The organism is Noviherbaspirillum denitrificans (assembly GCF_002211445.1).
In the GTDB taxonomy this organism is placed as follows: Bacteria; Pseudomonadota; Gammaproteobacteria; order Burkholderiales; family Burkholderiaceae_D; genus Noviherbaspirillum; species Noviherbaspirillum denitrificans.
Genome location: NZ_LSTO01000001.1, coordinates 3,734,862 through 3,757,440, shown reverse-complemented (window position 1 = coordinate 3,757,440; position 22,579 = coordinate 3,734,862). Strand labels below are relative to the sequence as shown.

General features: G+C 60.0%; 21 protein-coding genes and 2 pseudogenes. 11 read left to right on the top strand and 12 right to left on the bottom strand.

What is annotated here, in order from left to right; genetic code table 11:
* Positions 1–323 precede the first annotated feature (323 nt).
* The 9 genes and pseudogenes from AYR66_RS18200 to AYR66_RS28470 form a co-directional block, all read right to left on the bottom strand.
* Positions 324–728: a hypothetical protein gene (locus AYR66_RS18200; RefSeq protein WP_141104105.1), complete on the bottom strand. Its 405-nt coding sequence runs from the start codon at positions 726–728 to the stop codon at positions 324–326.
* Between the two features lie 470 nt (positions 729–1,198).
* Positions 1,199–3,562, bottom strand: a pseudogene (locus AYR66_RS18195) (heavy metal translocating P-type ATPase); the annotation flags it as partial.
* Between the two features lie 21 nt (positions 3,563–3,583).
* Positions 3,584–4,237 carry a methyltransferase family protein gene (locus tag AYR66_RS18190; RefSeq protein WP_170942198.1) on the bottom strand — a complete coding sequence of 218 codons (654 nt, stop codon included), beginning with the start codon at positions 4,235–4,237 and terminating at the stop codon, positions 3,584–3,586.
* On the bottom strand, positions 4,234–4,485 hold the full coding sequence (locus tag AYR66_RS18185) for a DUF2933 domain-containing protein (RefSeq protein ID WP_088709901.1): 252 nt from the start codon (positions 4,483–4,485) through the stop codon (positions 4,234–4,236). Before AYR66_RS18185 ends, AYR66_RS18190 begins: the two co-directional genes overlap by 4 nt.
* 118 nt (positions 4,486–4,603) lie before the next feature.
* The gene (locus AYR66_RS18180) at positions 4,604–4,855 is read right to left on the bottom strand and encodes a heavy-metal-associated domain-containing protein (protein WP_088708681.1); all 252 of its coding nucleotides are present in this window, start codon (positions 4,853–4,855) and stop codon (positions 4,604–4,606) included.
* Between the two features lie 82 nt (positions 4,856–4,937).
* Positions 4,938–5,588, bottom strand: coding sequence for a DUF305 domain-containing protein (locus AYR66_RS18175; RefSeq protein ID WP_088708680.1), 651 nt, complete (start codon positions 5,586–5,588; stop codon positions 4,938–4,940).
* 113 nt (positions 5,589–5,701) lie between these two features.
* Positions 5,702–6,037, bottom strand: a complete 336-nt coding sequence (locus tag AYR66_RS18170) for a copper-binding protein (RefSeq protein WP_088708679.1) — start codon at positions 6,035–6,037, stop codon at positions 5,702–5,704.
* 14 nt (positions 6,038–6,051) lie between these two features.
* Positions 6,052–6,495 (bottom strand): DUF411 domain-containing protein, encoded by a 444-nt coding sequence (locus AYR66_RS18165; RefSeq protein WP_088708678.1) that lies wholly within the window; start codon positions 6,493–6,495, stop codon positions 6,052–6,054.
* A 161-nt stretch (positions 6,496–6,656) separates the two neighbouring features.
* Positions 6,657–6,899: a hypothetical protein gene (locus tag AYR66_RS28470; protein WP_141104104.1), complete on the bottom strand. Its 243-nt coding sequence runs from the start codon at positions 6,897–6,899 to the stop codon at positions 6,657–6,659.
* Between the two features lie 407 nt (positions 6,900–7,306).
* Here AYR66_RS28470 and AYR66_RS18160 point away from each other — a divergent pair, with 407 nt between their 5' ends.
* The 7 genes and pseudogenes from AYR66_RS18160 to AYR66_RS30600 form a co-directional block, all read left to right on the top strand.
* The gene (locus AYR66_RS18160) at positions 7,307–7,594 is read left to right on the top strand and encodes a hypothetical protein (RefSeq protein WP_141104103.1); all 288 of its coding nucleotides are present in this window, start codon (positions 7,307–7,309) and stop codon (positions 7,592–7,594) included.
* A 117-nt stretch (positions 7,595–7,711) separates the two neighbouring features.
* The gene (locus tag AYR66_RS18155; protein WP_088708676.1) at positions 7,712–8,929 is read left to right on the top strand and encodes a TolC family protein; all 1,218 of its coding nucleotides are present in this window, start codon (positions 7,712–7,714) and stop codon (positions 8,927–8,929) included.
* Positions 8,926–9,480: a hypothetical protein gene (locus AYR66_RS18150; protein ID WP_088708675.1), complete on the top strand. Its 555-nt coding sequence runs from the start codon at positions 8,926–8,928 to the stop codon at positions 9,478–9,480. The genes AYR66_RS18155 and AYR66_RS18150 overlap by 4 nt, the downstream gene beginning before the upstream one ends.
* Positions 9,481–9,482: 2 nt before the next feature.
* Positions 9,483–10,601, top strand: a complete 1,119-nt coding sequence (locus tag AYR66_RS18145) for an efflux RND transporter periplasmic adaptor subunit (protein ID WP_088708674.1) — start codon at positions 9,483–9,485, stop codon at positions 10,599–10,601.
* 8 nt (positions 10,602–10,609) lie between these two features.
* On the top strand, positions 10,610–13,714 hold the full coding sequence (locus AYR66_RS18140; RefSeq protein WP_088708673.1) for an efflux RND transporter permease subunit: 3,105 nt from the start codon (positions 10,610–10,612) through the stop codon (positions 13,712–13,714).
* Between the two features lie 58 nt (positions 13,715–13,772).
* Positions 13,773–14,150, top strand: coding sequence for a hypothetical protein (locus tag AYR66_RS18135; RefSeq protein ID WP_088708672.1), 378 nt, complete (start codon positions 13,773–13,775; stop codon positions 14,148–14,150).
* Between the two features lie 94 nt (positions 14,151–14,244).
* Positions 14,245–14,370, top strand: a pseudogene (locus AYR66_RS30600) (type II restriction endonuclease); the annotation flags it as partial.
* A 138-nt stretch (positions 14,371–14,508) separates the two neighbouring features.
* Here AYR66_RS30600 and AYR66_RS18125 read toward each other — a convergent pair.
* Complete coding sequence (locus AYR66_RS18125; RefSeq protein WP_088708671.1) at positions 14,509–17,538, bottom strand: sensor domain-containing protein; 3,030 nt, start codon at positions 17,536–17,538, stop codon at positions 14,509–14,511.
* Between the two features lie 381 nt (positions 17,539–17,919).
* Between AYR66_RS18125 and wrbA the strand changes: the two genes are divergently transcribed.
* On the top strand, positions 17,920–18,519 hold the full coding sequence (wrbA, locus tag AYR66_RS18120) for an NAD(P)H:quinone oxidoreductase (protein ID WP_088708670.1): 600 nt from the start codon (positions 17,920–17,922) through the stop codon (positions 18,517–18,519).
* Positions 18,520–19,022: 503 nt separating this feature from the next.
* On the opposite strand, the gene AYR66_RS18110 is transcribed toward wrbA, so the two are convergent.
* On the bottom strand, positions 19,023–19,220 hold the full coding sequence (locus AYR66_RS18110) for a hypothetical protein (protein WP_088708668.1): 198 nt from the start codon (positions 19,218–19,220) through the stop codon (positions 19,023–19,025).
* A 228-nt stretch (positions 19,221–19,448) separates the two neighbouring features.
* Between AYR66_RS18110 and AYR66_RS18105 the strand changes: the two genes are divergently transcribed.
* Complete coding sequence (locus AYR66_RS18105) at positions 19,449–20,678, top strand: RNA helicase RhlE1 (RefSeq protein WP_088708667.1); 1,230 nt, start codon at positions 19,449–19,451, stop codon at positions 20,676–20,678.
* Between the two features lie 18 nt (positions 20,679–20,696).
* Positions 20,697–21,098, top strand: a complete 402-nt coding sequence (arfB, locus tag AYR66_RS18100; protein ID WP_206047294.1) for an alternative ribosome rescue aminoacyl-tRNA hydrolase ArfB — start codon at positions 20,697–20,699, stop codon at positions 21,096–21,098.
* Positions 21,099–21,130: 32 nt separating this feature from the next.
* On the opposite strand, the gene AYR66_RS18095 is transcribed toward arfB, so the two are convergent.
* Positions 21,131–21,817, bottom strand: coding sequence for a Crp/Fnr family transcriptional regulator (locus tag AYR66_RS18095; RefSeq protein WP_206047214.1), 687 nt, complete (start codon positions 21,815–21,817; stop codon positions 21,131–21,133).
* Positions 21,818–21,840: 23 nt separating this feature from the next.
* Here AYR66_RS18095 and AYR66_RS18090 point away from each other — a divergent pair, with 23 nt between their 5' ends.
* Entirely contained in the window at positions 21,841–22,386 is a 546-nt protein-coding gene (locus AYR66_RS18090) for a hypothetical protein (protein ID WP_088708665.1), read from the top strand.
* Positions 22,387–22,579 lie beyond the last annotated feature (193 nt).

Here is a 22,579-nt window from a genome sequence, read left to right as displayed (position 1 = left end):
ACCTGGCAAATGAGGCGGAGCTAAGAAAGAACGCGATATGCAATGTAGATAAAGAGTCCGGCCATCATCGCCCAGCACGTCCATTCTGCGGCTTCTGCCCAGCGAGGCTGCATCATTCCGGCCTGCTGTTCCATTCTTCCCTTCAGGAACATCGCCCATCCGTGGGACGCGACGCCGAGCAGCAGCGCGGGTACGGCAAACCGTTGCAGATAATCTGCAAAAGAAGTGCAGCGCCTGCACCAAGGCCTCCAAGCAGCTCCAGCCGCTTGATCCTGTTCTCTCTTTGCCCGTGCTCCATAAGCTTCCCGCTGTTCGCGACAGGTTTATTGCCGCGGCATCGTCCACTTGAAGGCGCGTTGCGTCGGCTCTTTGGGACGAGCAATGCGTAGTTCGAGCACGTCAGGCGGAGGATTGAGCGCATTAAAGCGGAGAACGCCCTTGCGGTGGTGACCGCTTGGCGGATCGCCATTCCAACCCGCCGGCTTGATTTGAGAACCGTCCGGTCCAACCAGGACGGCAGCGTTGAGCAAGTCGTCGCTCAGGTCCTGGGAGTGCGTGTCGAAGACGATCTCGAACTCCCAGACGGCGCCCTCTACTTTCAAAGGCGTCACTTTGACCGTGACGGCGTCTTTATTGTTTGTCTGCTGTTTCAGTGGCTGCCCCGTGAGCGCAGCACTCCACAGGCCGAACGCGACGAGAAGCGCCAGTGCGCGAATCATGCGAGACATTTTTCATGCTCCTGAGAGGCTTTGAAGACCTTGGTGCCAACATAGGCCACGCCGGCGGCGTTGAGTAGCAAGCCAAGCCAGAACAGCTCGAGCTGGAACTGGGCCGCGAACGCAACGAGGCCGGTGGCGCCGATGACTGGGGCGATGTTGGCCAGATAATGGGCGCAGCAGGAAACCATGGCGGCGGTCGACGTCGTGCCCGATGTAGCGACCACGGCGCCGCTCTTCCTGGTCGAACTGACCAGTGCACGCAGGCGCGTAAATAGTCCGACCTGGACCCCGAACCCGAGCGCGAGCGGCACGATGAAGTACCAGAACTGCGAAAACTGGTCGACCGTGAACTCCCAGCCGGAAATCAGGGTCAGCGCGCCGAAGTACACGGCGAGCATCAGTGCGGTCGCGGTTGCGCCAAGTTCCACCGAGCGGGCCAACATCCCTGGTCCTCCGCCCTGTCCCGTCGCCTGCGCAGTGCCACGTAGCCTGAGCGCGTTCGTGATGACGGAGACCGAGGACAAGCTCATGGCAAGCGCCGCAATCATCGGCGACAGCAATTGGCCCGTGAATGGGTAAAGCAGGCCGGCCGCCAACGGGATGCCGAGTGCGTTATAGACGAACGCAAAGCCGAGGTTCTGCCGCATGTTCCTCACGGTGTCCTCGGACAGCTGCCGTGCACGGGCAATCGCGCGCAGGTCGCCCTTGACCAGCGTTACATGCGCGCTGTTGATGGCGACGTCGGTGCCGGTGCCCATCGCAATACCGACGTTCGACCTGGCCAGTGCAGGCGCGTCGTTGATGCCGTCGCCGGCCATCGCCACCGTTTTTCCTTGCTCCTGCAGATGCTCGACGAGCGCGAGCTTGTCTTGCGGCTTCACTTCTCCATGCACTTCGCCGATACCGAGTCGCTTCGCAACCGAACGCGCGGTGGTGACACCATCCCCGGTAGCCATGATGACGTTCAGTCCTGCTTCCCTGAGTGTACTGAGCGCATCCGGTGTCGTGGCCTTTACCGGATCGGAGACGGAAAGCAGGCCGACGAGTTTTCCATCAGCCGCCAGATACATCACGCTTGCGCCTTCGTTGCGCAGTGCCTCGGCCTGGGAAACCAGTGCACGCCAATCCACCATTTCCTGATCCATCAACGCTGTGTTTCCTAGCGCGATCCGCTGACCCTTCACGATGCCGCGGACACCAATGCCGCTTGAGGACTCGAACGTTTCCGGCTTGTCCAGGGGCAGGCCCAGCCTGCGGGCTTCTTCCACAATGGCGTGAGCAAGCGGATGTTCGCTTCCCTGGTCGATGCTGGCGGCGATCTGCAGCACGTCACGCTCGGTGAAGCCGGACGCCGCGACGGCGCGATCAAACGCCGGTTTTCCCTCGGTCAGCGTACCGGTCTTGTCGACGATGAGCGTATCGACCTTGCGCATTCCCTCAATGGCTGCGGCGTCACGGAAAAGAATGCCTTGCGTCGCGGCACGGCCGGTCGCTGCCATGATGGACATGGGCGTGGCCAGGCCGAGCGCACACGGGCAGGCGATGATGAGAACCGCGACCGCATTCACGAAGCCGTACACCCAGCTTGGCTCCGGACCGAAGAATCCCCAGCCGAGCAAGGTAAGGAGCGCGATGCCGACCACGGCCACGACGAAGTATCCCGCCACCACATCGGCAAGACGCTGCATGGGGGCACGCGAGCGTTGCGCATTGGCGACCATCTGCACGATCTGCGACAGCATGGTCTGTGAACCGACCTTTTCCGCGCGCATGACCAGGCTGCCGCTGGCGTTGATGGTGGCGCCGATCAACTTGTCGCCGGGACGTTTGGTCACCGGTACCGGCTCGCCGGTCAGCATCGATTCGTCGAGCGCGCTTTCGCCTTCCAGCACGGTGCCGTCGACCGGGACCTTCTCTCCCGGCCGTACGCGGAGCATATCGCCGATGTGGACATGCGTGAGCGGGACGTCTTCCTCGCTGCCGTCGCTCCTGATTCTCCGAGCGGTCTTTGGTGCAAGGCCGAGCAGGGACTTGATGGCGGCGCTTGTTTGCGAGCGCGCGCGCAGCTCCAGTATCTGGCCCAGTAATGTCAGCGAAATAATGACCGCCGCGGCTTCGTAGTAGACACCGATGCGTCCATGCATCAGGAACGCTTCCGGAAAATACTGCGGCGCGACCGTCGCCAGCACGCTGTACCCGTATGCAGCCGCGACGCCGGTACCGATCAGGGTCCACATATTGGGGCTACGGTTCCTGATCGAGGCCACGCCGCGCGTGAAGAACGGCCAGCCTGCCCACAGGACGACAGGCGTGCTCAGTGCAAGCTCGATCCAGCTCTGTCCAGGAAGCGTACCGGAAAACAGCCTGTGGCCGAACATCGCCAGCACGGTGACGACGACGGTAAGCGGGAGCGTCAACCAGAATCGGCGCTTGAAGTCCGTCAGCTCCGGATTTTCCTCTTCCTCCAGGGAAGGCAGCACTGGCTCGAGTGCCATGCCGCACTTGGGGCAGTTCCCCGGCTCCGGTTGACGGATTTCCGGATGCATCGGGCAGGTGTAGATCGTGCCTTCCGGTGCGGCCGGCGCAGGTGCTGACGGTGCGGGCTGAGTCTCAGCCGGTGCTGAATAGGCCGACGGGTTCGCTCGGAACTTCTCCATGCATTTGGTACTGCAGAAATGATAGGCAGTGCCGCCATGTTCAATGGTCTTGGCCGGGTCTGCGGCGACTTTCATGCCGCATACCGGGTCGGTAAAGGGCTTCTCTATGACCTCCGCGGCTGCATCATGACCGTGGTGGTGGTCGTGATGATGGTGGTCATGATGCTCATGGGTATGGTTGTCCATGATGGGCTCCCTTGTTGTCTGTCACGAATGCACGTCCGCATTCCTGTGTCGCAACGCGGGGATGAATGGCGGCGTGCTCCGTCGATACCTTTCGTATTCCTCACCGAATTCGGCAACCATGTCGCGTTCTTCGGAGCGTGCCAGTCTGGCGTAGACCACAATCAGGATCGGGAACATGGCGAGCGTCACCAGGGTCGGCCACTGAAGCAGGAACCCGAACATGATGAGCACGAAAGCCACGTACTGGGGATGCCGGATATGCGCATACAGTCCGGTCTTGGCCAGGCGATGGTGCGTCTGTGCGTCATACAGTACGCTCCATGCCGACGACAACATGATGAAGCCGCCGAAGATGAAGGCGTTGCTGAGCAAGTGGAACGGTCCAAAGTGCGGATTCGCCTTCCATCCAAACATCATTTCCAGCAGATGCCCGGCGTCATGCGAGAGAAAGTCAGTGCCGGGGAAGTGCTTCGACAGCCAGGGAAGCAGCAGGTAGATGGTCAGCGGGAAGCCGTACATCTCGGTAAACAGCGCCACCACGAAGGCCGAGAAGGCGCCGAACGAGCGCCAGTCACGGCTTGTCTTTGGTTTGGTAAAGCTGAAGGCGAAGATGATGAAGACCAGTGAGTTCAGGATAACCAGGCTCCACAGGCCGTAGGAGGGAGTTTCGCTCATGATTCTTCTCCCGCATGGCCAGGCCGGCGATTCGCTTCCCGTTGGTCTGGCTGACCATGATGTTTGCCGTGTCCGTGGTGGTGAAACAAGTGCATCAACGGGCAGGCGAGAAAGAGCAGATAGGGAAGCGCGGCCATCAAATGAGCCTTGTGTTCGCTCCACAGGAAATATGCGGCTACTGCGAGGAAGCCAATCAATATCCACTTGCTGCGATTTGACTGGTGTGGTTGGTGGTCGTGTGTACGCATCTCACCCTCCTGGCGTTCCATGACAGAAAGCAGTGCCTTTCAGGACTGCTGCTTGCTGCTTTTACACCTGTCTTATTGCCATATTAGAAAGCATCCCTCAAAACTTGAATGACCTAAGTCAAACTAATCCGGATTGCTCGCCGGGCAGGTCTTCCTGCCCGGCGAGCACGCCTGCCTGGGCACGAGCTGGATACCCGGCTGCGGTAATTGCCTGCACCAAAGTATCAGTGTCGATGTCGCTTTCGACATAGACGATTTTTCGCGGCAGGTCGACTTTTACCTTTGCTGAATCGTCCAGGGACTGAACGACTCTTGTCACCCGTGCAGCGCAGCCCCCGCACGACATCTTTTCAACTTGAAGCTCAATCATGATGATCCCCCCCTGTGTTGACCCTAAGATCAGTCTAGACCTTCCTGTAATGGGAAGGTCAAGGTCGGCTTTGACATGATGTTCAGCGTTTGGCCTTCCATTCTTTTTTCCACTTGGCCATCTGAGCAATCTCCTTGTTTTGCGCGGAAATTACTTTCCCGGCGAGTTCCTTCACTTCGGCATGCTCGGCTTTTTTCCCCGCGACCTGGGCCATCTTCACGGCGCCTTCGTGATGCTTCGTCATCATGTCGATGAACATCACATCAAAGGTATTACCCTTCGCGGCTTCGAGCTTGTCCATGCGCATATCCTTCATCGACTCCGTCATGCCAGGCATCTTCATGTTCACGGCATCGCGCTTGTCCGGGTACCACTGCTGCTTCCATGCTTGCATCTGCCTTATTTCGCTCTGCTGGTCGTCAATCATCTTCCTGGCGAGCTGCTTGAGTTCCTGCCGCTCAGACCGGTCTTCAACGAGCTTCGCCATGTCGAGTGCGCCTTGATGGTGCACCGTCATGGTGTCAATGAACTGCAGGTCGAACGGGGCCTGATCGGCATTTGGCGAACTCTGCATCGCGTGCCCGGAGTGCGCGCCGCCGTGTCCCGCGTTCTTGTCCTGGGCGAACGTGCTACCGAGAGGAATCGTGGCGGTGACAGCAATGGCGAGAAGCAGGGCTGAAGCTTTCATATGTCCTCCTGATGTCTGAAGAAAAGATGGCCAGATGTTCAACATTGCTGAAGTAGGAGCCGACACTTGCGGTTTTGTTCACGCGTGTAATGGACGGCATTCTTGAAAGGAAATGCCGAGGTGATGGCGGCGCACCTCTGCGCCGCCTCGCTTCCCACCTAATTGACCACTTCTATCATCGTCACGGTGAGCTTGCCGCTGACCAGCTTGGCCACAAAACTCACCTTGTCTCCGACTTTCAACCTGTCGAGTTGTGTCTGATCCAGGATCTGGAAGGCCATCGTCATCGGCCCCATTCCCAGGTTTTTCAGGTCACCATGCTTGAGCGTGACCTTCCTTGCGGCCTTGTCGACCTTTTGCACGGTGCCTTCGGACATAGGGCCGCTTGCCTGGGCCTGATGATGAGACCCGTGGTCGTGAGATTGAGTGAAGCCGGGCACGGCAAAGGACATTCCGAGTGCAAGCGCTACGGCAAGTCTGGCAAATACTTTCATTTCATTTTCCCCATTCAGTTGTGATGGCTGAATACACGGGTACGGCCGTTGCCGTCGACCAGGAGAACGTCATACGGATCCTTGCGCGGGCCGTCCATCCCGGGCGAGCCCATCGGCATGCCCGGTGCTGTCAATCCCTTCGCCTTGGGCTTTTCGGCGAGCAGGCGCTTGATATCGGAAGCCGGCACATGGCCTTCCACCGCATACCCATCAACCACGCCGGTGTGGCATGAGCCGAGGTCGTTCGGTATGCCATGCTTTTCCCGGTAGTCGGACGGATTGGCGACGTTGTGCGTCCTGACGGTAAACCCATTCTTCTCCAGGTGCTTCACCCAGTCGCCGCAGCATCCACAGAAGGCGCTCTTGTAGACATCGATGACCGGACCTGCGGCATGCGCCATGACTGGGCCGGCAAGCAGCGCAGCCACGGCAGCGCGGATGAAAAATTGTGCTTTCATGATTTATTCCTTCAATACTTTGATTTTTCCAACCATCCCCGCTTCGAAATGACTGGGGATGAGGCAGGCGTAGAAAATGTCGCCGGCATTTGAGCCTGACCTTCCCGCGCACGAACCTCATGCCTTCGCATGGAGGAGGCGACACGGAAAGCGGGCGGGAATTACCCGAGGAGATGCCGAGGAGGTCGTTCGAGGGCGGCCGGGATTTCGCCGACAAACAGAACGGGAGGATGAGCGAAGGCGACTTCAGTGCGTTCAAGCGAAGTCGCCAGATTGAGGCTGATGGGAGGAGCGGTTGCTCCGATATGACAGATACCACCGCTGCAGTTGCTGACTTTGTGCGGCACGCCAGCATCATTGCAATCGGACGAGTCTTTGGCCGCCGTCTCGGTGGCATCGTCCATGTGCATCGGGGTGTGTGCGGCCTGACCGACCTGAGCGCTATACGAAGTGGTGGAGACAACGGCTGCTGTGTTTGGCGAGACACGCGCACAAGACATGTCCATTGCTGCCACTCCTCGCAACGGGAGTGCAAGCATGACAAGCCAGAGCAGCAATCTCTTCAGAGCCGGGTTCATCGACACCACCAAGTTCGGCCACGTCCGGCCGATATCGTGGACATCATAAACCTTCCCACACAGGGAAGGTCAAGCGAAAAACGCATTGCCCGGCAGACGGTTTTCCGACTGGCGAAAGGCCGGCCCTCCGTGGTACCCTTGCGGCCTCACAGGAGTCAATTGACGTGCGTCGTATCGTTTGCATTTTCCTCATGCTGCTTTTCCCTCTGCATAGTTTTGCGATGCAGAGCGGGATGAGCTCGCCTGAGGCCGCCTACGATATTGCTCACGAGATCGACCACCTCGTCGGTGCCACGCACCATCACGACGACACGCACGGATCCGTCCATTACGACAAGTCCGGCGACTCCATGAAGCACTTCGCCGACCATTCCGCCGGGCACTCATGCGCGGCCTTGCCGCCCACGTTGCAGGCTGTCGGAACAATGGAGAAGTCTGCGTCCGTCACAGACAGGCCGAAGCATTTTCTTCCTGACCCGTTTCCGGACCGCCTTCAACGTCCCCCGTGTGCACTCGGCTGATCCGCCGAGGGCAACTCCGCATTTCCAAACGCGATAATTCGCGCTAAACGCGCTGCGCATCCTTGCGCGGCACGCATTTGCCTTCGGCTTGTTCAACTGAACTCGACTGGAGAATGCATGCATGCACGTTTATTGATTCACCCTTTGTTATTCGCGGCTGTGTTGGCGACCGTCTCGCCAGTGGCACTTTCACAGCCTGCTCCCTTCAACTTGACCGCTGCCGTCGATGCAGCGTGGCAACGGTCGCCACAAGCCCGGACCCTCCAGGCGAGACGGGATGAAATGACGGCTGGCCAGGAGGCGGCACGTTCCTGGATTGCCGGTTCGCCGACTGTCGGCCTGTCCGAACGAAGTGACCGCTGGACCGAGCGCGCCGGGGTGCGGGAACGTGAAGTCTCCCTGTCTGCGCCGGTTTGGTTGCCTGGCCAGGTATCTGCCCGGCGATCCCAGGCCGAGGCAAGCACCGATGACCTGGAGGCGCAGATTGCCAACCTGCGCCTGTCACTTGCCGGCGAAGTCCGGGAACGTCTTTGGGCGGTTGCGGCAGCAAGGGAAAACCTTGCGGAAGCCATGAACCATCAGCGCTTTCTTGATGCGACCGCGGATGACGTCCAGCGCAGGGTCAATGCCGGCGACCTGGCGCGAACCGATGGAATGCTGGCACAGCAAGAAGCCCTTGCGGCCAAGGCGGCTGTCGTTGACGCACAGTTGAAAGTCCGGGAAGCGCTCTTTCAGTACACGACGCTGACCGGCCTTCCGGACGTGCCGAGTGCGACGCCGGAGCCGATAGCTGTGGCGCCAAAGGAGCCGCATCCACGACGACTTGCTTCAAGAACAGCAATGCAGCATGCGCAAGCATCGCTGAACGTGGTGAACAAGACGCGTAGCGAGCCACCGACAGTCGGCGTCGCGTTCCGCCGGGAACGTGACGGCTATGGAGCGGAGTCCGCCGCCAGTGTCACCGTTGCCGTCCAGATCCCGATCGGTACCGCGGCGCGGAACCGGCCGCTTGAGGCCGCTGCGCGCACTGAGCTTGAAAAGGCTTCGGCAGAGGCCCGCATGACTGACGAGGCACTGAAGGCAGAAATAGACCTGGCGCGCGATCGTGTGGCGGCATCGGAGCAGTCATTCAATGCAGCCTCCTCCCAGGCAGCATTGGCGCGGCAGCACGCACAACTGATTGAAAAGGCATTCCGCCTTGGTGAGCGGGGACTCGCCGAAATGCTGCGCGCGCAAAGCTTGTTGCATGAGGCTGAAGTTGCGGAGCGTCTGCAGCGCGTCGCCATCGGACTGGCGCGTGCACGCCTGAATCAAGCATTAGGAGTTACCCCATGAAATTTATAAAAATCATCTTGTTTTGCCTGGTATTTCCAACCGGCGCATTCGCCCATGGCGACGAGGACCACAGCCAGGGCGGCGCGAAGGGCGCGGGTTCGATCGCGTCTTTGCAGCCCAGGATTGAGACGGCGACTGAAACCTTCGAGCTCGTCGGGCAGTTGCATGGCGATCAACTTGCCCTGTTCATCGACAGGTTCGAAACCAATGAGCCGGTGCTGAACGCGAGCGTGGAAGTGGAGGCGAACGGCGCAAAGGCGCAAGCCAGGTTCCGGGCCGACCAGGGCGACTATCTTGTCGACGACAAGGCGCTGATGACTGCCCTTGCCAGGCCTGGAAAACACTCCCTGGTCTTCACCATCGCCGCCAGTAGTGACAGCGACCTTCTTGAAGGAACGATGCAAGTGGCCGAGGACGACCACTCCGCATCGCATTCCGCCACCAGGCGGTTTTCTTCATCGACCGCGATCCTCCTCGCGGCGCTTCTCGCCGGCGTGCTCGCAGTCGGTGTTGTCCTGAAAATTCGCCGCAAGAACTCGACCGGGAACTGACCATGAAAAAGCATTCTTTCACCTTGCTCGGTCTGATCCTGGGCGGAGCGATTTCCTCAATGACGTACGCCAGCCCCGGTGCCCACGGCCCCAATGGCGAGCACCTCGATGCGCCTGCCGGGGTCAACGCGAGCGGTCTGGCGCGCCTGCCCGACGGGAGCGTCAATGTGCCGAAGCTCGCGCAGCGCCGCATGGCGATCCGCACGATCATCGCAAATGAGGCGGAGCATCCGATGACCGTCGAACTGAACGGCCGGGTCGGGATTGACCCGAATGCAGGCGGACGTGTGCAGGCACCGTTCGCAGGGCGGATCGAACCCGGCCCCAAAGGACTGCCAGTGGCGGGCCAGCGCGTTGAAAAAGGCCAGGTCCTCCTGTACGTGCGCCCCGTCGCCGGTGCCATCGAACGCAGCAACCAGCAAGCACAACTCGTCGAAATCCAGTCCAATCGCCGGCTTGCCGAACAGCGGGTCAAGCGCCTCGAATCGCTGGAAGGCACGGTGCCGCAAAAGGAAATCGAAGCAGCACGTGCCGAACTGACCAGCCTTGCGGGCCGCGAAAAGGCTGTTGCGGCCAGTATCGGTGGCAATGAAGCGATTACCTCGCCCGCGAGCGGCGTGATAGCGACCGCCAATGTCCTGAGTGGACAGATTGTCGAGGCAAGAGACGTACTCTTTGAAGTCATCGATCCCGGGCGGGTGATGGTCGAAGCAGTCACGACCGACCCATCCCTCATCACGCGCATCAGCACGGCAAGCCTGGCTAACGTCCCCGGGGTGGAACTGAACGTGCTCGGCGGCGCCCGCAGTCTGCGTGACGGCGCACTCCCCATCAGCTTCCGGGCAAAAGTGAAAGACGTTGCACTTGCCGTCGGCCAGCCGGTCACCGTGGTTGCCAAGCTGAGCGACAAGGTCAAGGGCATTGCGATTCCGGCGGAGTCGATTGTACGCAACTCGTCGAACGAGCCGATCGTCTGGATCAAATCGGGTGCAGAAAGGTTCATCGCGCAACCGGTGGAAGTGCGACCACTGGACTCCACCACGGCTGTCGTCGTCAAGGGGCTGTCGTCGGACAATCGGGTTGTCGTGTCGGGCGCGGCGCTGATCAACCAGATCAGGTAAGGACGAACATGTTTAATTTGATCGTTCGTTTCAGCCTCGCCAACCGGATATTCATCCTTGCCGCAGCCGTGATTCTTGTCGTGTACGGCACGATGATGGCGGCCCGCACGCCAGTCGATGTCTTCCCGGACCTGAACAAGCCGGTCGTTACCGTGATGACGGAGGCCGGCGGGATGGCGCCGGAAGAAGTGGAACAGCTGGTGTCGTTTCCCATCGAGACATCGCTGAACGGGATGCCGGGCGTCACGCGCGTGCGCTCCGTATCCGGTGTCGGTTTGTCGATCGTGTATGCCGAATTCGACTGGGGCACCGATATCTACCGCAATCGCCAACTCGTATCGGAGCGCCTTACCCTGGTCAGGGAGCAACTGCCCGGCGCAATCACGCCGATCATGGGCCCGGTGTCGTCCATCATGGGTGAGATCATGCTGATTGCGCTGCCCATCGACCTGGCAAGGGCAAGCCCGATGCTGGCGCGCGAGTACGCTGACTTCGTGGTGCGACCGCGATTGCTCTCGATCCCGGGCGTCTCCCAGGTCATCCCGATCGGCGGCGAAGTCAGGCAGCTTCGGGTTGAGCCCGACACCGCGCGCATGGCGCAGTTCGGCGTCACGCTGGATCAGGTTGCGTCCGCACTTCGGGGATTCGCAACCAATACCAGCGGCGGCTTCATTGACCTGAACGCGCGCGAATACCTGATCCGTAACCTCGGTCGCACAACGCGCCTGGAAGACATGAAGGGCCTTGCGGTCGCGTTCCGCAATGGCACGCCGGTACTGCTGGAGCAGGTTGCATCGGTTCGCTATGCGCCGGCATTCAAACGTGGCGACGCCGGCATGAATGGCAAACCGGCGGTGATTGTCAGCGTACAGAAGCAGCCGGCCGCCGATACGGTCAAGCTGACCCAGGAAATCGAAAAGGCGCTGGGCGAGCTCAGGCAAGGCCTGCCGTCCGGGTTGTCGACACCGGAAGTCCTGTTCCGCCAGGCCGACTTCATCGAGGCATCGATCGGCAACGTGGTGGAAGCCCTCCGGGACGGCGCGATCATGGTCGCTATTGTCCTGTTCGCGTTTCTGCTGAACTTTCGTACTACCGCGATCTCGCTCATCGCCATTCCGCTGTCGTTGGCTGTCACTGCGGTCGTGTTCCATTTGCTGGGGCAGTCGATCAATGTCATGACACTTGGCGGACTTGCGATTGCCATTGGCGAACTGGTGGACGATGCGGTGGTCGACGTGGAAAACATTCTGCGGCGGCTGAAACAGCGACAGGGCGACGTGAAAGCATCGTCAGTGCTGGAAACCATCTGGAATGCTTCGGTCGAGGTGCGCTCAGGCATCGTTTACGCCACCGTGATCGTCGTTCTGGTGTTCGTGCCGCTCTTTGCATTGCCAGGGATTGAAGGGCGTCTCTTCGCGCCCCTCGGCGTGGCCTACATCGTCTCGATCCTGGCATCCATGCTGGTATCAATAACGGTCACGCCGGTGCTGTCGTACTACCTGCTCCCCAGGATGAAACAGCTGGGGCACGGCGACAGTCCGATCGTTGGCAAACTGAAAAGCTGGGACACCGCGGCGCTGGAATGGTCCTTTCCCCGGGCGAAGGCCATCCTGGTGGTTGCAGGACTGGCCGTTGTCGCCGCCGCCGCCACCGTGCCGTTTTTCCCGAAGGCTTTCCTGCCGCCGTTCAACGAAGGTTCCCTCGTGATGGGAATGACGTTTACGCCGGGGACATCGCTTGCCGAGGCAAACCGTATGGGCACGTTGGCGGAAAGCCTGATCAAGCAAGTGCCAGAGGTCACCAAGGTGGGACGCCGGACTGGCCGTGCGGAATTGGATGAGCACGCAGAAGGCGTCCACTCGGCGGAAATCGACGTGGACGTGAAGCGCTCGGAGAGAAACCGCGAACAGATCATGGCTGACCTTCGGGAAAAGATGGGCGTGATTCCCGCCGCGATCTCGATTGGCCAACCTATTTCTCACCGGCTCGACCACCTTCTCTCAGGTGTGCGCGCGCAGATAGCCATCAAGATCTTCGGCGACGACCTGGACACCCTGCGTGGCTTGGCAGAAGGATTGCGAGGAAAGCTTGCCTCGGTGCCCGGCCTTGTCGACTTGTCCGTCGAACGCCAGGTACTGATCCCGCAAATCAAAGTCCGAGTCGACTACCGCAAGGCGGCGCAGTATGGCCTGGCGCCGGGTCAGGTGCTCAAGGCCCTTGAGACCTTGTCGGAAGGCGACCGGGTGACGCAGGTGGTGGATGGCCCGCGTCGCTTCGACTTGATGGTCAGGCTGCCCGATCAGCGCCGGTCGCCGCAGGACCTGTCTCGGGTGATGCTGGACAGCCCGGCCGGCCAGGTCCCGCTCTCGGCCATCGCATCGGTCGAGGAAAGTGACGGCCCCAACCAGATCGGTCGCGAAAACGGTCGTCGGCGTATGGTCGTGTACGCAAACACGGATGGTTCCGACATGTCGCGCATCATCGCCGACATCCGGACGGCGGTTGCAGCCACGCCTCTTCCCGGAAGCTACTTCATCAGCATTGAAGGGCAGTTCCAGGCGCAGGAGCAGGCGACCAGGCTGATCGTCGGCCTGTCGCTGGTGTCACTGGCGATGATCTTCCTGGTCCTGTACTCCCGCTACAAGTCAGGCGTCCTGGCACTGGTCATCATGGGGAACATTCCTTTCGCGCTGATCGGCAGCGTCATTGCCATGTGGCTTGCCGGGATTTCGCTGTCTGTCGCATCAATGGTCGGGTTTATCACCCTGACCGGCATTGCGACGCGCAACGGCATCCTGAAGGTCAGCCACTACATCAACCTGTGCAAGTTCGAAGGCGAGACCTTCGGCACGAAGATGATTGTTCGCGGCTCGCTCGAGCGCCTGACCCCGGTGCTGATGACTGCGCTCGTTGCGGCCTTCGCACTGGTGCCGCTTCTTCTTGCCGCTGACGCGCCAGGCAAGGAAATCCTGCATCCGGTCGCGGTTGTCATTTTCGGCGGCCTCGTCAGCTCGACCCTTCTCGACACGCTGCTGACGCCGCTGATTTTCTGGCTGGTAGGCAGAAAGCCGCTGGAGGCGATCGTCGCCGGCCAGACGCAGGAAGCATATTGAAAACGGGTATTGCAGCGGCGCCCATGCAAGCCGCTGGCTGAATCATTCGGAGATAGCAATGAAAAAAGTTTTCGTCCTGGCCGCGTTGGCCGTCACGGTATTCGCAAGCAGCAGTGTTTTCGCTCACGGAGAAAAAGCCAAGCACGGGGGCATCGTTCAGGAATCAAGCAACGGTGTCAGCCTTGAACTCGTGGCCAAAGAAGGGAGGGCCACGATTTATGTGGAAGACCATGGAAAACCGGTTGCAACGAGTGGCGCCATCGGCAAGCTCACCGTGCTGAACGGTACGGACAAATCGGAAGTGCCTCTCGAACCCGCGGGGGAAAACACCCTCATATCGAAGGGCGACGCAAAACTGGCGAGTGGCGCCAAGGTCATTGCTGCAATCACGCTGGCGGACAAAAAGACGGCCAATGTCCGGTTCGCCATCAAGTAACCCGGACAAAGAGGGAAAACAGGTGCGCTTGTAGCTGGGCGTTCACCATTCGCTCGCTACAATACCCATAAACTATTAGGGGAATGGCGATGAACTCCCGGCGGGTGTCACCGCAGGGATGGACTCGGTGCGCCTTATCGACGTCGTTTGGCTCAGTCCTGAATCCGGCCTGGTTACAGCCGCCTTCGAAGTCGAACACTCGACATCGATCGATTCCGGCAACTCAAGGAGCACTGCGGGTCGATTGCGCGGTTTGGAAGCGGGATAAAACCGTTGCTTGAGATATTCCAAAAACTGCACAGTTGAACTATCCGCTGATTTGCCGTTGCTGGTGCTCGATGCCTGTACGAATGGTCATTCAGTGTCGGACATTGCAATTGAGGTCACCGGTATTCTGGAGGTGTTGCCCTTTCTCCCAGTACCAGTGCTCGAAGTCGGCGCCTGACATCGGCTGCCCAAGGTAATAGCCTTGGGCTTGCGTGCATCCATGCGTGCGGATGTACTCCAGTGCGCCTTCCGTTTCCACACCTTCCGCCACGACTTCCAGGCCCAGGGTTCGGCTGAGCGCAATCATTGCATTGGTCACCACGCGGCTGGTCTTGTCCTTGTCCAGCGGTGTCACGAACGACTTGTCGATCTTGACCTTGTTCAAGGGCAGGCGTGCAAGATAGGCGAGGCTCGAATGTCCGGTGCCAAAGTCATCCAGCAGGATTTTCACGCCCAGCGCCTGCAGGCGGGACAACATGGCGATGGCGTGCTCGACGTCGTCCATCACTGCCGTTTCGGTCACTTCCAATTGCAGCGCATTCGTCTCGATGCCATGTTCGCTGACCGTGTCTTCAAAACGGTTGGGGAAATCCCGGTCACGAAATTCCACCACTGATACGTTGACCGCAATCGGGATCAACGGCAGTCCATGGTCAAGCCAGGCCTTGTGCTGCCGCGCGGCTTCCGCCAGCAACCAGCGCCCGATCGGATTGATGATGCCGGTGGTTTCCGCGATCGGGATGAACCGGTCCGGACCGATATTGGTTTCGTGGCAGCGGAGCAGGGCTTCCACACTGACGATGCGGCCGGTTTCCACATCCAATACCGGCTGGTAACAGAGATGGAAGGTGCTGTTGCGCAATGCGCTTTTGAGTTGTTGCTCGATGACGCGCTGCAGTCTTGTCTCGGCCGAATATTCCGGCGAATAGAATTGGAAATTATTGCTGCCGGCTTGCTTGGCCTGGTACATCGCCATGTCGGCCTGGCTGATGAGGGTATCAATGTCCTGTCCGTCGCCCGGGAACAGGCTGATGCCGATCGAGGTGGACAACGACAGCGACAGTTCGCCGATATGGTACGGCTGGTTGATCCTGTCCAGGATGTGGATGGCAACTTCCGCCGCTGCGGCCGCGTCCTTGAGGTCTTGCAGAAGAATCACAAACTCGTCTCCGCCCAGGCGAACGACAATGTCCTCCTCGCGCGCACCCATGACCAGCCTCCTGGCAATTTCCTTCAAAACCAGGTCCCCTGTCATGTGCCCGTGCGAGTCATTGATCGGTTTGAAGCGATCGAGGTCCAGGAACAAGACAGCGGCGCATTGATTGGTGCGCCTGTTGTGGGGCAAGAGATGGCTGGCATATTCGAAGAGCATTGTCCTGTTCGGCAAGCCGGTCAGTGCATCATGCAAGGAGGCATGCCGAATTTTTTCTTCCGCCAGCTTGCGTTCGGTGATGTCGGTAAACACAACCGCCAGGCGCAAGCCGTTGTCGTTGCCGAGGCGTGTCGCGGAAATGGCGAACCAGCGATAGTGTGAGGCGATGTAAGCCTCGAATTGTGTCGGCGCCCCGGTGTGCAGAACCTGCTCGAATCTCTCCAGCCAATAAGGTTCGATGTCCGGCAGCAGTTCCTGCAGGGTGTGTTCGCGCGGGGCGTGCAGACGAATATGTCGGTCAAAGGCGGGGTTGGTTTCGAGGAAACGATAGTCCACGCTGGTTTCGGCGTCGGCGGGAATGGCCTCCATGATGGCGAATGCCTCAGTCATGGAATCGAACAGTGCCCGCAGACGCTCCTCCGACGCGCGACGGGCTTGGTTGGCGCGCGCTCGCTCGACTGCCGCCCACGTCAGTTCGGCAACCTCTTCAATCAGCGCAATCTCGTCGGCCGTCCACGTGCGAGCGCCTGGATGGTTGACGGTAAGCGCGCTGACGAATTTCCCGTTCTTGATCAGCGGGACACCAACAAACGCGCGCACCGAAACTGCGTCATATGCAGCCTGCTCAGCCTTGCCCAATCGAGGATCGCTGGAGCTGTCCCGCACCACGATCGTGTGGCCGGCGCGGAATGCCTCCAGGAGAAACGCGCCGAAGTCGCTGATTTTGTGGCGGCCCACCTGACTTCCCACACCTTCGGCAAAGTCGCGCTGGACGAGCACGTGTTCCTTATCCGGCTCGACTTCGACGTATAACGCGCGCGCCACGCAGAGGTGTCGTCCAAGCATGCGCGCAGCTTCTTCCTGGATAGCGATGGGCTCGTCCAGCGGATGCAGCACATCAGCCAGGCGAACACGGAATGCGTCTCGCACGGCAGCCGCTCGCAGGGCCTCCTGCATGCGCCGCTGGTCATCCACGTCGATATTGATGCCGACCCATTTGCGAAGGGATCCGTTGCTATCGAAGATCGGTGCCGCGCGCACGTTGGTCCAGCGCCAATCATTGTCCCTGGCGGACTTCAAGCGGAATTCCGCGTTCGCTCCCCGTCTTGAACGCACCGCGTCGTCCCACTGACGTAAGGCGTATTCCCGATCGTCGGGATGAACCGCATTGATCCATCCACGGCCCATCCATTCCTTGATCGTCTGGCCGGTAAAGGCGCGCCAGCTCGGCGAATCGGTCACCACCACACCGTCGATGTCCGTTTCCCATACCGCCTGCGCAAACCCTTGTACCAGCGAGCGGAAGCGCTCCTCGCTTTCGCCGAGCGCCGTTTCCGCGTTCTTGCGTTCTGTAATGTCCAGAATGAATTCCGCGCATCTTGATTCGAGGCCGCTCCCGGAAAGGCGTGTTGGCGCGAACAATCCCCACCATCGGGTGCCATCCTTGCGGATCATCATTTTTTCGTAAGGGGGGGTACGGCCTTCGGTCGCCAACCTTTCCGCCACCTCGTAAGTGACGGCAAAGAATTCGGGATCTGTCAGCTGTTCCCAATGCGCGGTTGTGCAGAGCTCGTCACGGGTATATCCGCACATGCGCTCAAAGGCGGGATTGGCGTTGACGATTTGTCCATCAAGGTTGAAAAACAGCACGCCGACTGTTTCGATGGCGAACACGGCCTGCAACAGTGCCTGATGCTCCGGAACCGGACCGTCAATTGTCGCCGCACTGTGGATCAGGTCATCTTTCATAGGTCACGTCATGAAAGGCGGCGCACCTTAATGACGCGCAGCTAACGCCAGGAAAGATAAGAATCCAAAAGAGGACACATGGTTCCAGTGCAAGCACCTTTTAGTTGGCGCTGTGCACTGGCAGTGGCAAGGGTTTTCCTGCCGGCACACGGGGTGTTTCCGAAACTGCGCAATCTTCGGAAAAAGGGCGATGCTTGCTTGACGTTTTTTTCTCAAAAAATCAGCGCTTAGTCTGACGCTGCTTGTTGAACGAGCTGGCACGGCATCCTTGTGCCGCGATACTCCTGTCAGCTAGTATGAAGCAGCCTGGAGTTGCATCGATCCAAAGTCCCACCGAGTGTCTTGCTTGACAACAATCCCTCACATTACAAGGAGAAGAAAATGGCAAAAGTCCTCGTCCTGTACTACTCGACCTACGGACATATCGAGACCATGGCCAATGCCGTGGCCGAAGGTGCCCGCTCTGCCGGCGCCACTGCAGATGTCAAGCGTGTGCCGGAGACCGTACCGGAAGATGTCGCCCGGAACGCGCACTTCAAGCTGAACCAGGCAGCACCGATCGCCACCGTCGATGAACTCCCCGGTTACGACGCCATCATCATCGGCTGCCCGACCCGCTACGGCCGCATCCCGGGTCAAATGGCAAGTTTCCTGGATCAGACCGGCGGACTATGGGCTCGCGGGGCGCTCCATGGCAAGGTGGGCGGCGCGTTTACCTCGACGGCCACCCAGCACGGCGGCCAGGAGACAACCTTGTTTGCCCTCATTACCAACATGCTTCACTTCGGCATGACCATCGTCGGCTTGCCCTACAGCCACCAGGGCCAGATGACGCTCGACGAAATCGTGGGGGGCGCCCCCTACGGTGCGACGACCATCGCCGGCGGACAGGGACAACGCCAGCCGTCGCAGATTGAACTGGAAGGCGCCCGTTTTCAGGGGCGCCTGATTGCCGAGACTGCCACCAAGCTGTTCGGGTAGATGTTCACGGTCTGACAGGCCTGTTTCCTGGCGTCGTCAGGAAACAGGCTGCACGCGCAGGCCTGCTCTATTTCGCAAGCTTCTTGTCAGGTGGCTGCGGAGAGCAATAACTGCGATGGATGCATGTGTCCGTATAGGCGCATGTCCTGGCTATCTGCGATGCCACGCCCCAGGCAGCAGCCCATTTGTACGCGCGCTCCCATTCCTCCGACGAGTTCATCGACACCAGCATGCGCGTCTGCGCCATTATCATCCGCTGCATCGCATACTTGGCGCGTACGCTCTGATCCTTGCATGGCCTGACCATTTGCCCCGTCTCCGGTGGGACTCCAATAGGGTGCCGCACGTCCGTGCGGCATTAACTGTACGTTTTGTTTTTGTTTTTACAACTGGTTATCTTCAATATAGAACAGAAGGTGAAGTTGCGCTATGGAAATATTTTTTGGAAAGGGAAAACAAGGCCCCGGCATGGCAACGTGCCGGCATGAATGGAGGTACACGCGCTACGAGTCCAGGGGTTGTTCCGCCTGGGGGCACAGCCACCGGGCGAGATTGATCACGGTGACCGGCTGCGGGTTCGGATCCGGAAATGCTTCCGCAAAGTCGCCGGCGATTCTCAGCAGCTTTTCCCGCATGAATCCCTGCGTATTCTGGGCGTTCGCCACCAGCTGCAGCATCTCGGGGCTCAAATCAACCAGCATGGCCGCTCCATGGGAGAGTTGGGAAACCAAGAGTAACATTGCGCCTGATCCCCATTCAGGCAAATGGCAAGGAAGTTGACGTGACTCAATATTCCCTTGCCTGGCCTTGCGTCCCTTGAGCCACCCCTTGCAAAGTCTCCGGGCATCACGGAATCCGGTTGCCATGCGCAGGACAGGCTACACTCTGCATCCTGCCTTTTCTGAAATTTCAACATCCCGGTTATTCCCATGGCGTTTACCTCCCTCGGCCTGATCGATCCGCTGCTGCGCTCCCTCGACGCGCTCGGCTACAAAACCCCTACGCCGGTGCAGGCGCAGGCGATTCCGGCGGTGCTGGCCGGCCGCGACCTGATGGTGGCGGCGCAAACCGGTACCGGCAAGACCGCGGGCTTTGCGCTGCCCTTGCTGCAGCGCCTGGCCACGGAAGGGCCGCAAGTGGCCAGCAATTCGGTGCGCGCGCTGGTGCTGGTGCCCACGCGCGAACTGGCGGAACAGGTGCATCAGAGCTTTCGCGAGTACGGCAAGAACCTGCCGTTGCGCACGTCGGCGGCATATGGCGGGGTGAGCATCAATCCGCAGATGATGAAGATGCGCAAAGGGCTCGATGTCCTGGTCGCGACGCCGGGCCGCCTGCTCGACCTGCATCGGCAGAACGCGGTCAAGTTCAACCAGCTGCAGACGCTGGTGCTGGACGAGGCCGACCGCATGCTCGACCTCGGATTCGCGCGCGAACTGGATGCGGTGTTCGCGGCGCTGCCGAAGCGCCGGCAGACCCTGCTGTTTTCCGCGACGTTCTCCGATGCGATCCGCGCCATGGCCGGCGCGATGCTGCGCGATCCGCTGAGCATCGACGTCAGCCCGCGCAATACCGCGGCCAAGGACATCGTGCAGTGGGTGATCCCGGTCGACAAGAAGCGCAAGACGGAACTGTTCTGCCATTTGATGGAAAAAAACCGATGGGGGCAAGTGCTGGTGTTCGTGAAGACCCGCAGGGGCGTCGAACAGCTGGTCGACGATCTGATCGCACAGGGCGTCGGTGCCGACTCGATCCACGGCGACAAGCCGCAGCCGGCACGCCTGCGCGCGCTGGAACGGTTCAAGGCAAATGAAGTGCAAATATTGGTGGCAACCGATGTGGCCGCGCGCGGCCTCGATATCGACGACCTGCCGCACGTGGTCAACTTTGATTTGCCTATCGTTGCCGAAGACTATATCCATCGCATCGGCCGCACCGGCCGCGCCGGCGCCACGGGGGAGGCGATCTCGCTGGTATGCGCGGATGAAGTGCAGTTGCTGGCGGCGATCGAACGCCTGACCCGGCACACCTTGCGGCGCGTCGAAGAGCCCGGCTTTGAGCCGGAGCACCGCGTGCCGATGACCGACGCCGCCGGGCAGGTGCTGAAAAAGCCGAAGAAGCCCAAGAAGCCGAAGGTCCACTTCGGCACGAACGCGGCGTAACCGTCCAGGACCACCATCATCCGCGCCCCGGTCATCCCCGAGAACGAAATCGAATTCACCGCAATTCGCGCCCAGGGCGCGGGCGGTCAAAACGTCAACAAGGTGTCCAGCGCAATTCACTTGCGCTTCGACATCCGCGCGTCGTCCTTGCCCGATCCTCTCAAGGAGCGCTTGCTTGCATTGAGCGACCAGCGCATCACGAAGGAGGGCGTCGTGATCATCAAGGCGCAGACGCACCGCAGCCAGGAAAAGAACAAGGAAGAAGCCTTGCAGCGCTTGCAGGAAATCGTGGCGAGCGTCGCGGTCTTGCCGCGCGTTCGACGGTCGACCACGCCCACCCGCAGCTCGCAGAGGAAGCGCGTCGACACAAAGGTGCGTCGCGGCGAGGTCAAGTCACTGCGACGGAAGATAGCGGACTGACGACCGCAAGCCGACGAAAGCGAGTCCGGTACTTACACGTTTTGATTCAGAACGATGCCGTTGTCCGTGCGGACAATGGCCTTGGAGCGTTCGAGCTCCGCAAGCGCGCGATACAGCGCTTCATGGGTGAGCCCGATCTCCTCCGCAAAATGCTTGAGGGTTCCCTCTATTCTGCACAAGCCATGCGTATCGCATTGCAGCCGCAACGCCTGCAAGATCCTCTCGCGCGCCGACCTGATCTGCCTGAGCGTCAAACGCGTTCGCAAGCCCTGCACCTGGCGCGCCAGTCGGCTGGTGAACTGCCATAACTCGGCCGGATTCTTGCGAAACTCCTCGATCAGCTCGTTCGCCGGATAGACAAGGACGTCGCTGTCGCAAACAGCGACGGCATCACAGTGATAAGACGACGAGGACAAGGATGCCTCCGCAAAAAACTCGCCAGGACGGACGTTATGCGTGATGACCTCATCCCCGGACGCGGTGAGACGTACCAGGCGGACGTGTCCGAGTGCGAGATAGAACAGCCCGAACGTCGGGTCACCCTGCCTGAACACGGCATTGCCGGCCGCGATACTCTGGCGCGTCGGAGAAATGCTCCCGATATCGGGTGCATTGACCATGGCGACATCTGTTGCTGCCAATGCAGCGGAGGACATTTTTGCCTTCATATGATTGCAATCATATGCCGTGCGCCGCGTTCGCCGCAACAATACGCACATCACTGACTTTAACGGGACACCAAATGAAGCGGCTCATCACACTCGCCACATTGCTCGTGTCGTCGCTGGCATCTGCGCAGCATCTGCATCAGCACCCCGCAGGTCAGGAACAGAATGCCAGGTTGCCCGGCGCGCCCTATGCCGGCATGCAGCAGCGCGAGGTCAAAGCGTTCTCCGCGCAGCAGATGGAAGATTTGCGCAGCGGAAAAGGCATGTCCTTGGCATTGCCCGCTGAACTCAACGGTTATCCCGGCCCATCGCATGTGCTGGCGCTGGCAGACCAGTTGAGGTTAAGCGAGACCCAAGTGGCCAAGACATGGCAATTATTTTCGGCGATGCAGCGGGAGACGATCGAACTTGGAGAACGGTTGATCCTGGCGGAGGCTGCACTCGACAGGCTATTCCGGGAAAAGGGCGCATCCTGGGAGTCGGTGCAGGCAGCCACGACTGACGCTGCGCGGATTCACGGCGCATTGCGCGCGGCGCATCTTCGCTATCACCTGAGCATGGCAGACGTGCTCGAACCGGCGCAGATCAAGGAATATGAACGACTGCGCGGATATCGATAAATTGAAGACATTGAATTCGGCCTGAATGGCGGTCAAGCCGACACGCTTTCGCGCAGGTTGGCTGCCAGCAATGCACATGTCTGCCCAGGTTCCGCTTCCAGGCGATGCAGCACAAGGCCGACCTTGGGCAACCTCGGCAAGCCGTATTCGGCGGCCGGCAGCGTGCGCAGATTGTTCCGCAGCCCGAATTTCG

What these genes read in the sequence shown, in the direction of transcription:
- AYR66_RS18200 (WP_141104105.1), bottom strand. Translation starts at nt 728, where the DNA reads ATGTCTCGCATGATTCGCGCACTGGCGCTTCTCGTCGCGTTCGGCCTG.
- AYR66_RS18190 (WP_170942198.1), bottom strand. Translation starts at nt 4,237, where the DNA reads ATGAGCGAAACTCCCTCCTACGGCCTGTGGAGCCTGGTTATCCTGAAC.
- AYR66_RS18185 (WP_088709901.1), bottom strand. Translation starts at nt 4,485, where the DNA reads ATGCGTACACACGACCACCAACCACACCAGTCAAATCGCAGCAAGTGG.
- AYR66_RS18180 (WP_088708681.1), bottom strand. Translation starts at nt 4,855, where the DNA reads ATGATTGAGCTTCAAGTTGAAAAGATGTCGTGCGGGGGCTGCGCTGCA.
- AYR66_RS18175 (WP_088708680.1), bottom strand. Translation starts at nt 5,588, where the DNA reads ATGTTGAACATCTGGCCATCTTTTCTTCAGACATCAGGAGGACATATG.
- AYR66_RS18170 (WP_088708679.1), bottom strand. Translation starts at nt 6,037, where the DNA reads ATGAAAGTATTTGCCAGACTTGCCGTAGCGCTTGCACTCGGAATGTCC.
- AYR66_RS18165 (WP_088708678.1), bottom strand. Translation starts at nt 6,495, where the DNA reads ATGAAAGCACAATTTTTCATCCGCGCTGCCGTGGCTGCGCTGCTTGCC.
- AYR66_RS28470 (WP_141104104.1), bottom strand. Translation starts at nt 6,899, where the DNA reads ATGGACGATGCCACCGAGACGGCGGCCAAAGACTCGTCCGATTGCAAT.
- AYR66_RS18160 (WP_141104103.1), top strand. Translation starts at nt 7,307, where the DNA reads ATGAGCTCGCCTGAGGCCGCCTACGATATTGCTCACGAGATCGACCAC.
- AYR66_RS18155 (WP_088708676.1), top strand. Translation starts at nt 7,712, where the DNA reads ATGCATGCACGTTTATTGATTCACCCTTTGTTATTCGCGGCTGTGTTG.
- AYR66_RS18150 (WP_088708675.1), top strand. Translation starts at nt 8,926, where the DNA reads ATGAAATTTATAAAAATCATCTTGTTTTGCCTGGTATTTCCAACCGGC.
- AYR66_RS18145 (WP_088708674.1), top strand. Translation starts at nt 9,483, where the DNA reads ATGAAAAAGCATTCTTTCACCTTGCTCGGTCTGATCCTGGGCGGAGCG.
- AYR66_RS18140 (WP_088708673.1), top strand. Translation starts at nt 10,610, where the DNA reads ATGTTTAATTTGATCGTTCGTTTCAGCCTCGCCAACCGGATATTCATC.
- AYR66_RS18135 (WP_088708672.1), top strand. Translation starts at nt 13,773, where the DNA reads ATGAAAAAAGTTTTCGTCCTGGCCGCGTTGGCCGTCACGGTATTCGCA.
- AYR66_RS18125 (WP_088708671.1), bottom strand. Translation starts at nt 17,538, where the DNA reads ATGAAAGATGACCTGATCCACAGTGCGGCGACAATTGACGGTCCGGTT.
- wrbA (WP_088708670.1), top strand. Translation starts at nt 17,920, where the DNA reads ATGGCAAAAGTCCTCGTCCTGTACTACTCGACCTACGGACATATCGAG.
- AYR66_RS18110 (WP_088708668.1), bottom strand. Translation starts at nt 19,220, where the DNA reads ATGCTGGTTGATTTGAGCCCCGAGATGCTGCAGCTGGTGGCGAACGCC.
- AYR66_RS18105 (WP_088708667.1), top strand. Translation starts at nt 19,449, where the DNA reads ATGGCGTTTACCTCCCTCGGCCTGATCGATCCGCTGCTGCGCTCCCTC.
- AYR66_RS18095 (WP_206047214.1), bottom strand. Translation starts at nt 21,817, where the DNA reads ATGTGCGTATTGTTGCGGCGAACGCGGCGCACGGCATATGATTGCAAT.
- AYR66_RS18090 (WP_088708665.1), top strand. Translation starts at nt 21,841, where the DNA reads ATGAAGCGGCTCATCACACTCGCCACATTGCTCGTGTCGTCGCTGGCA.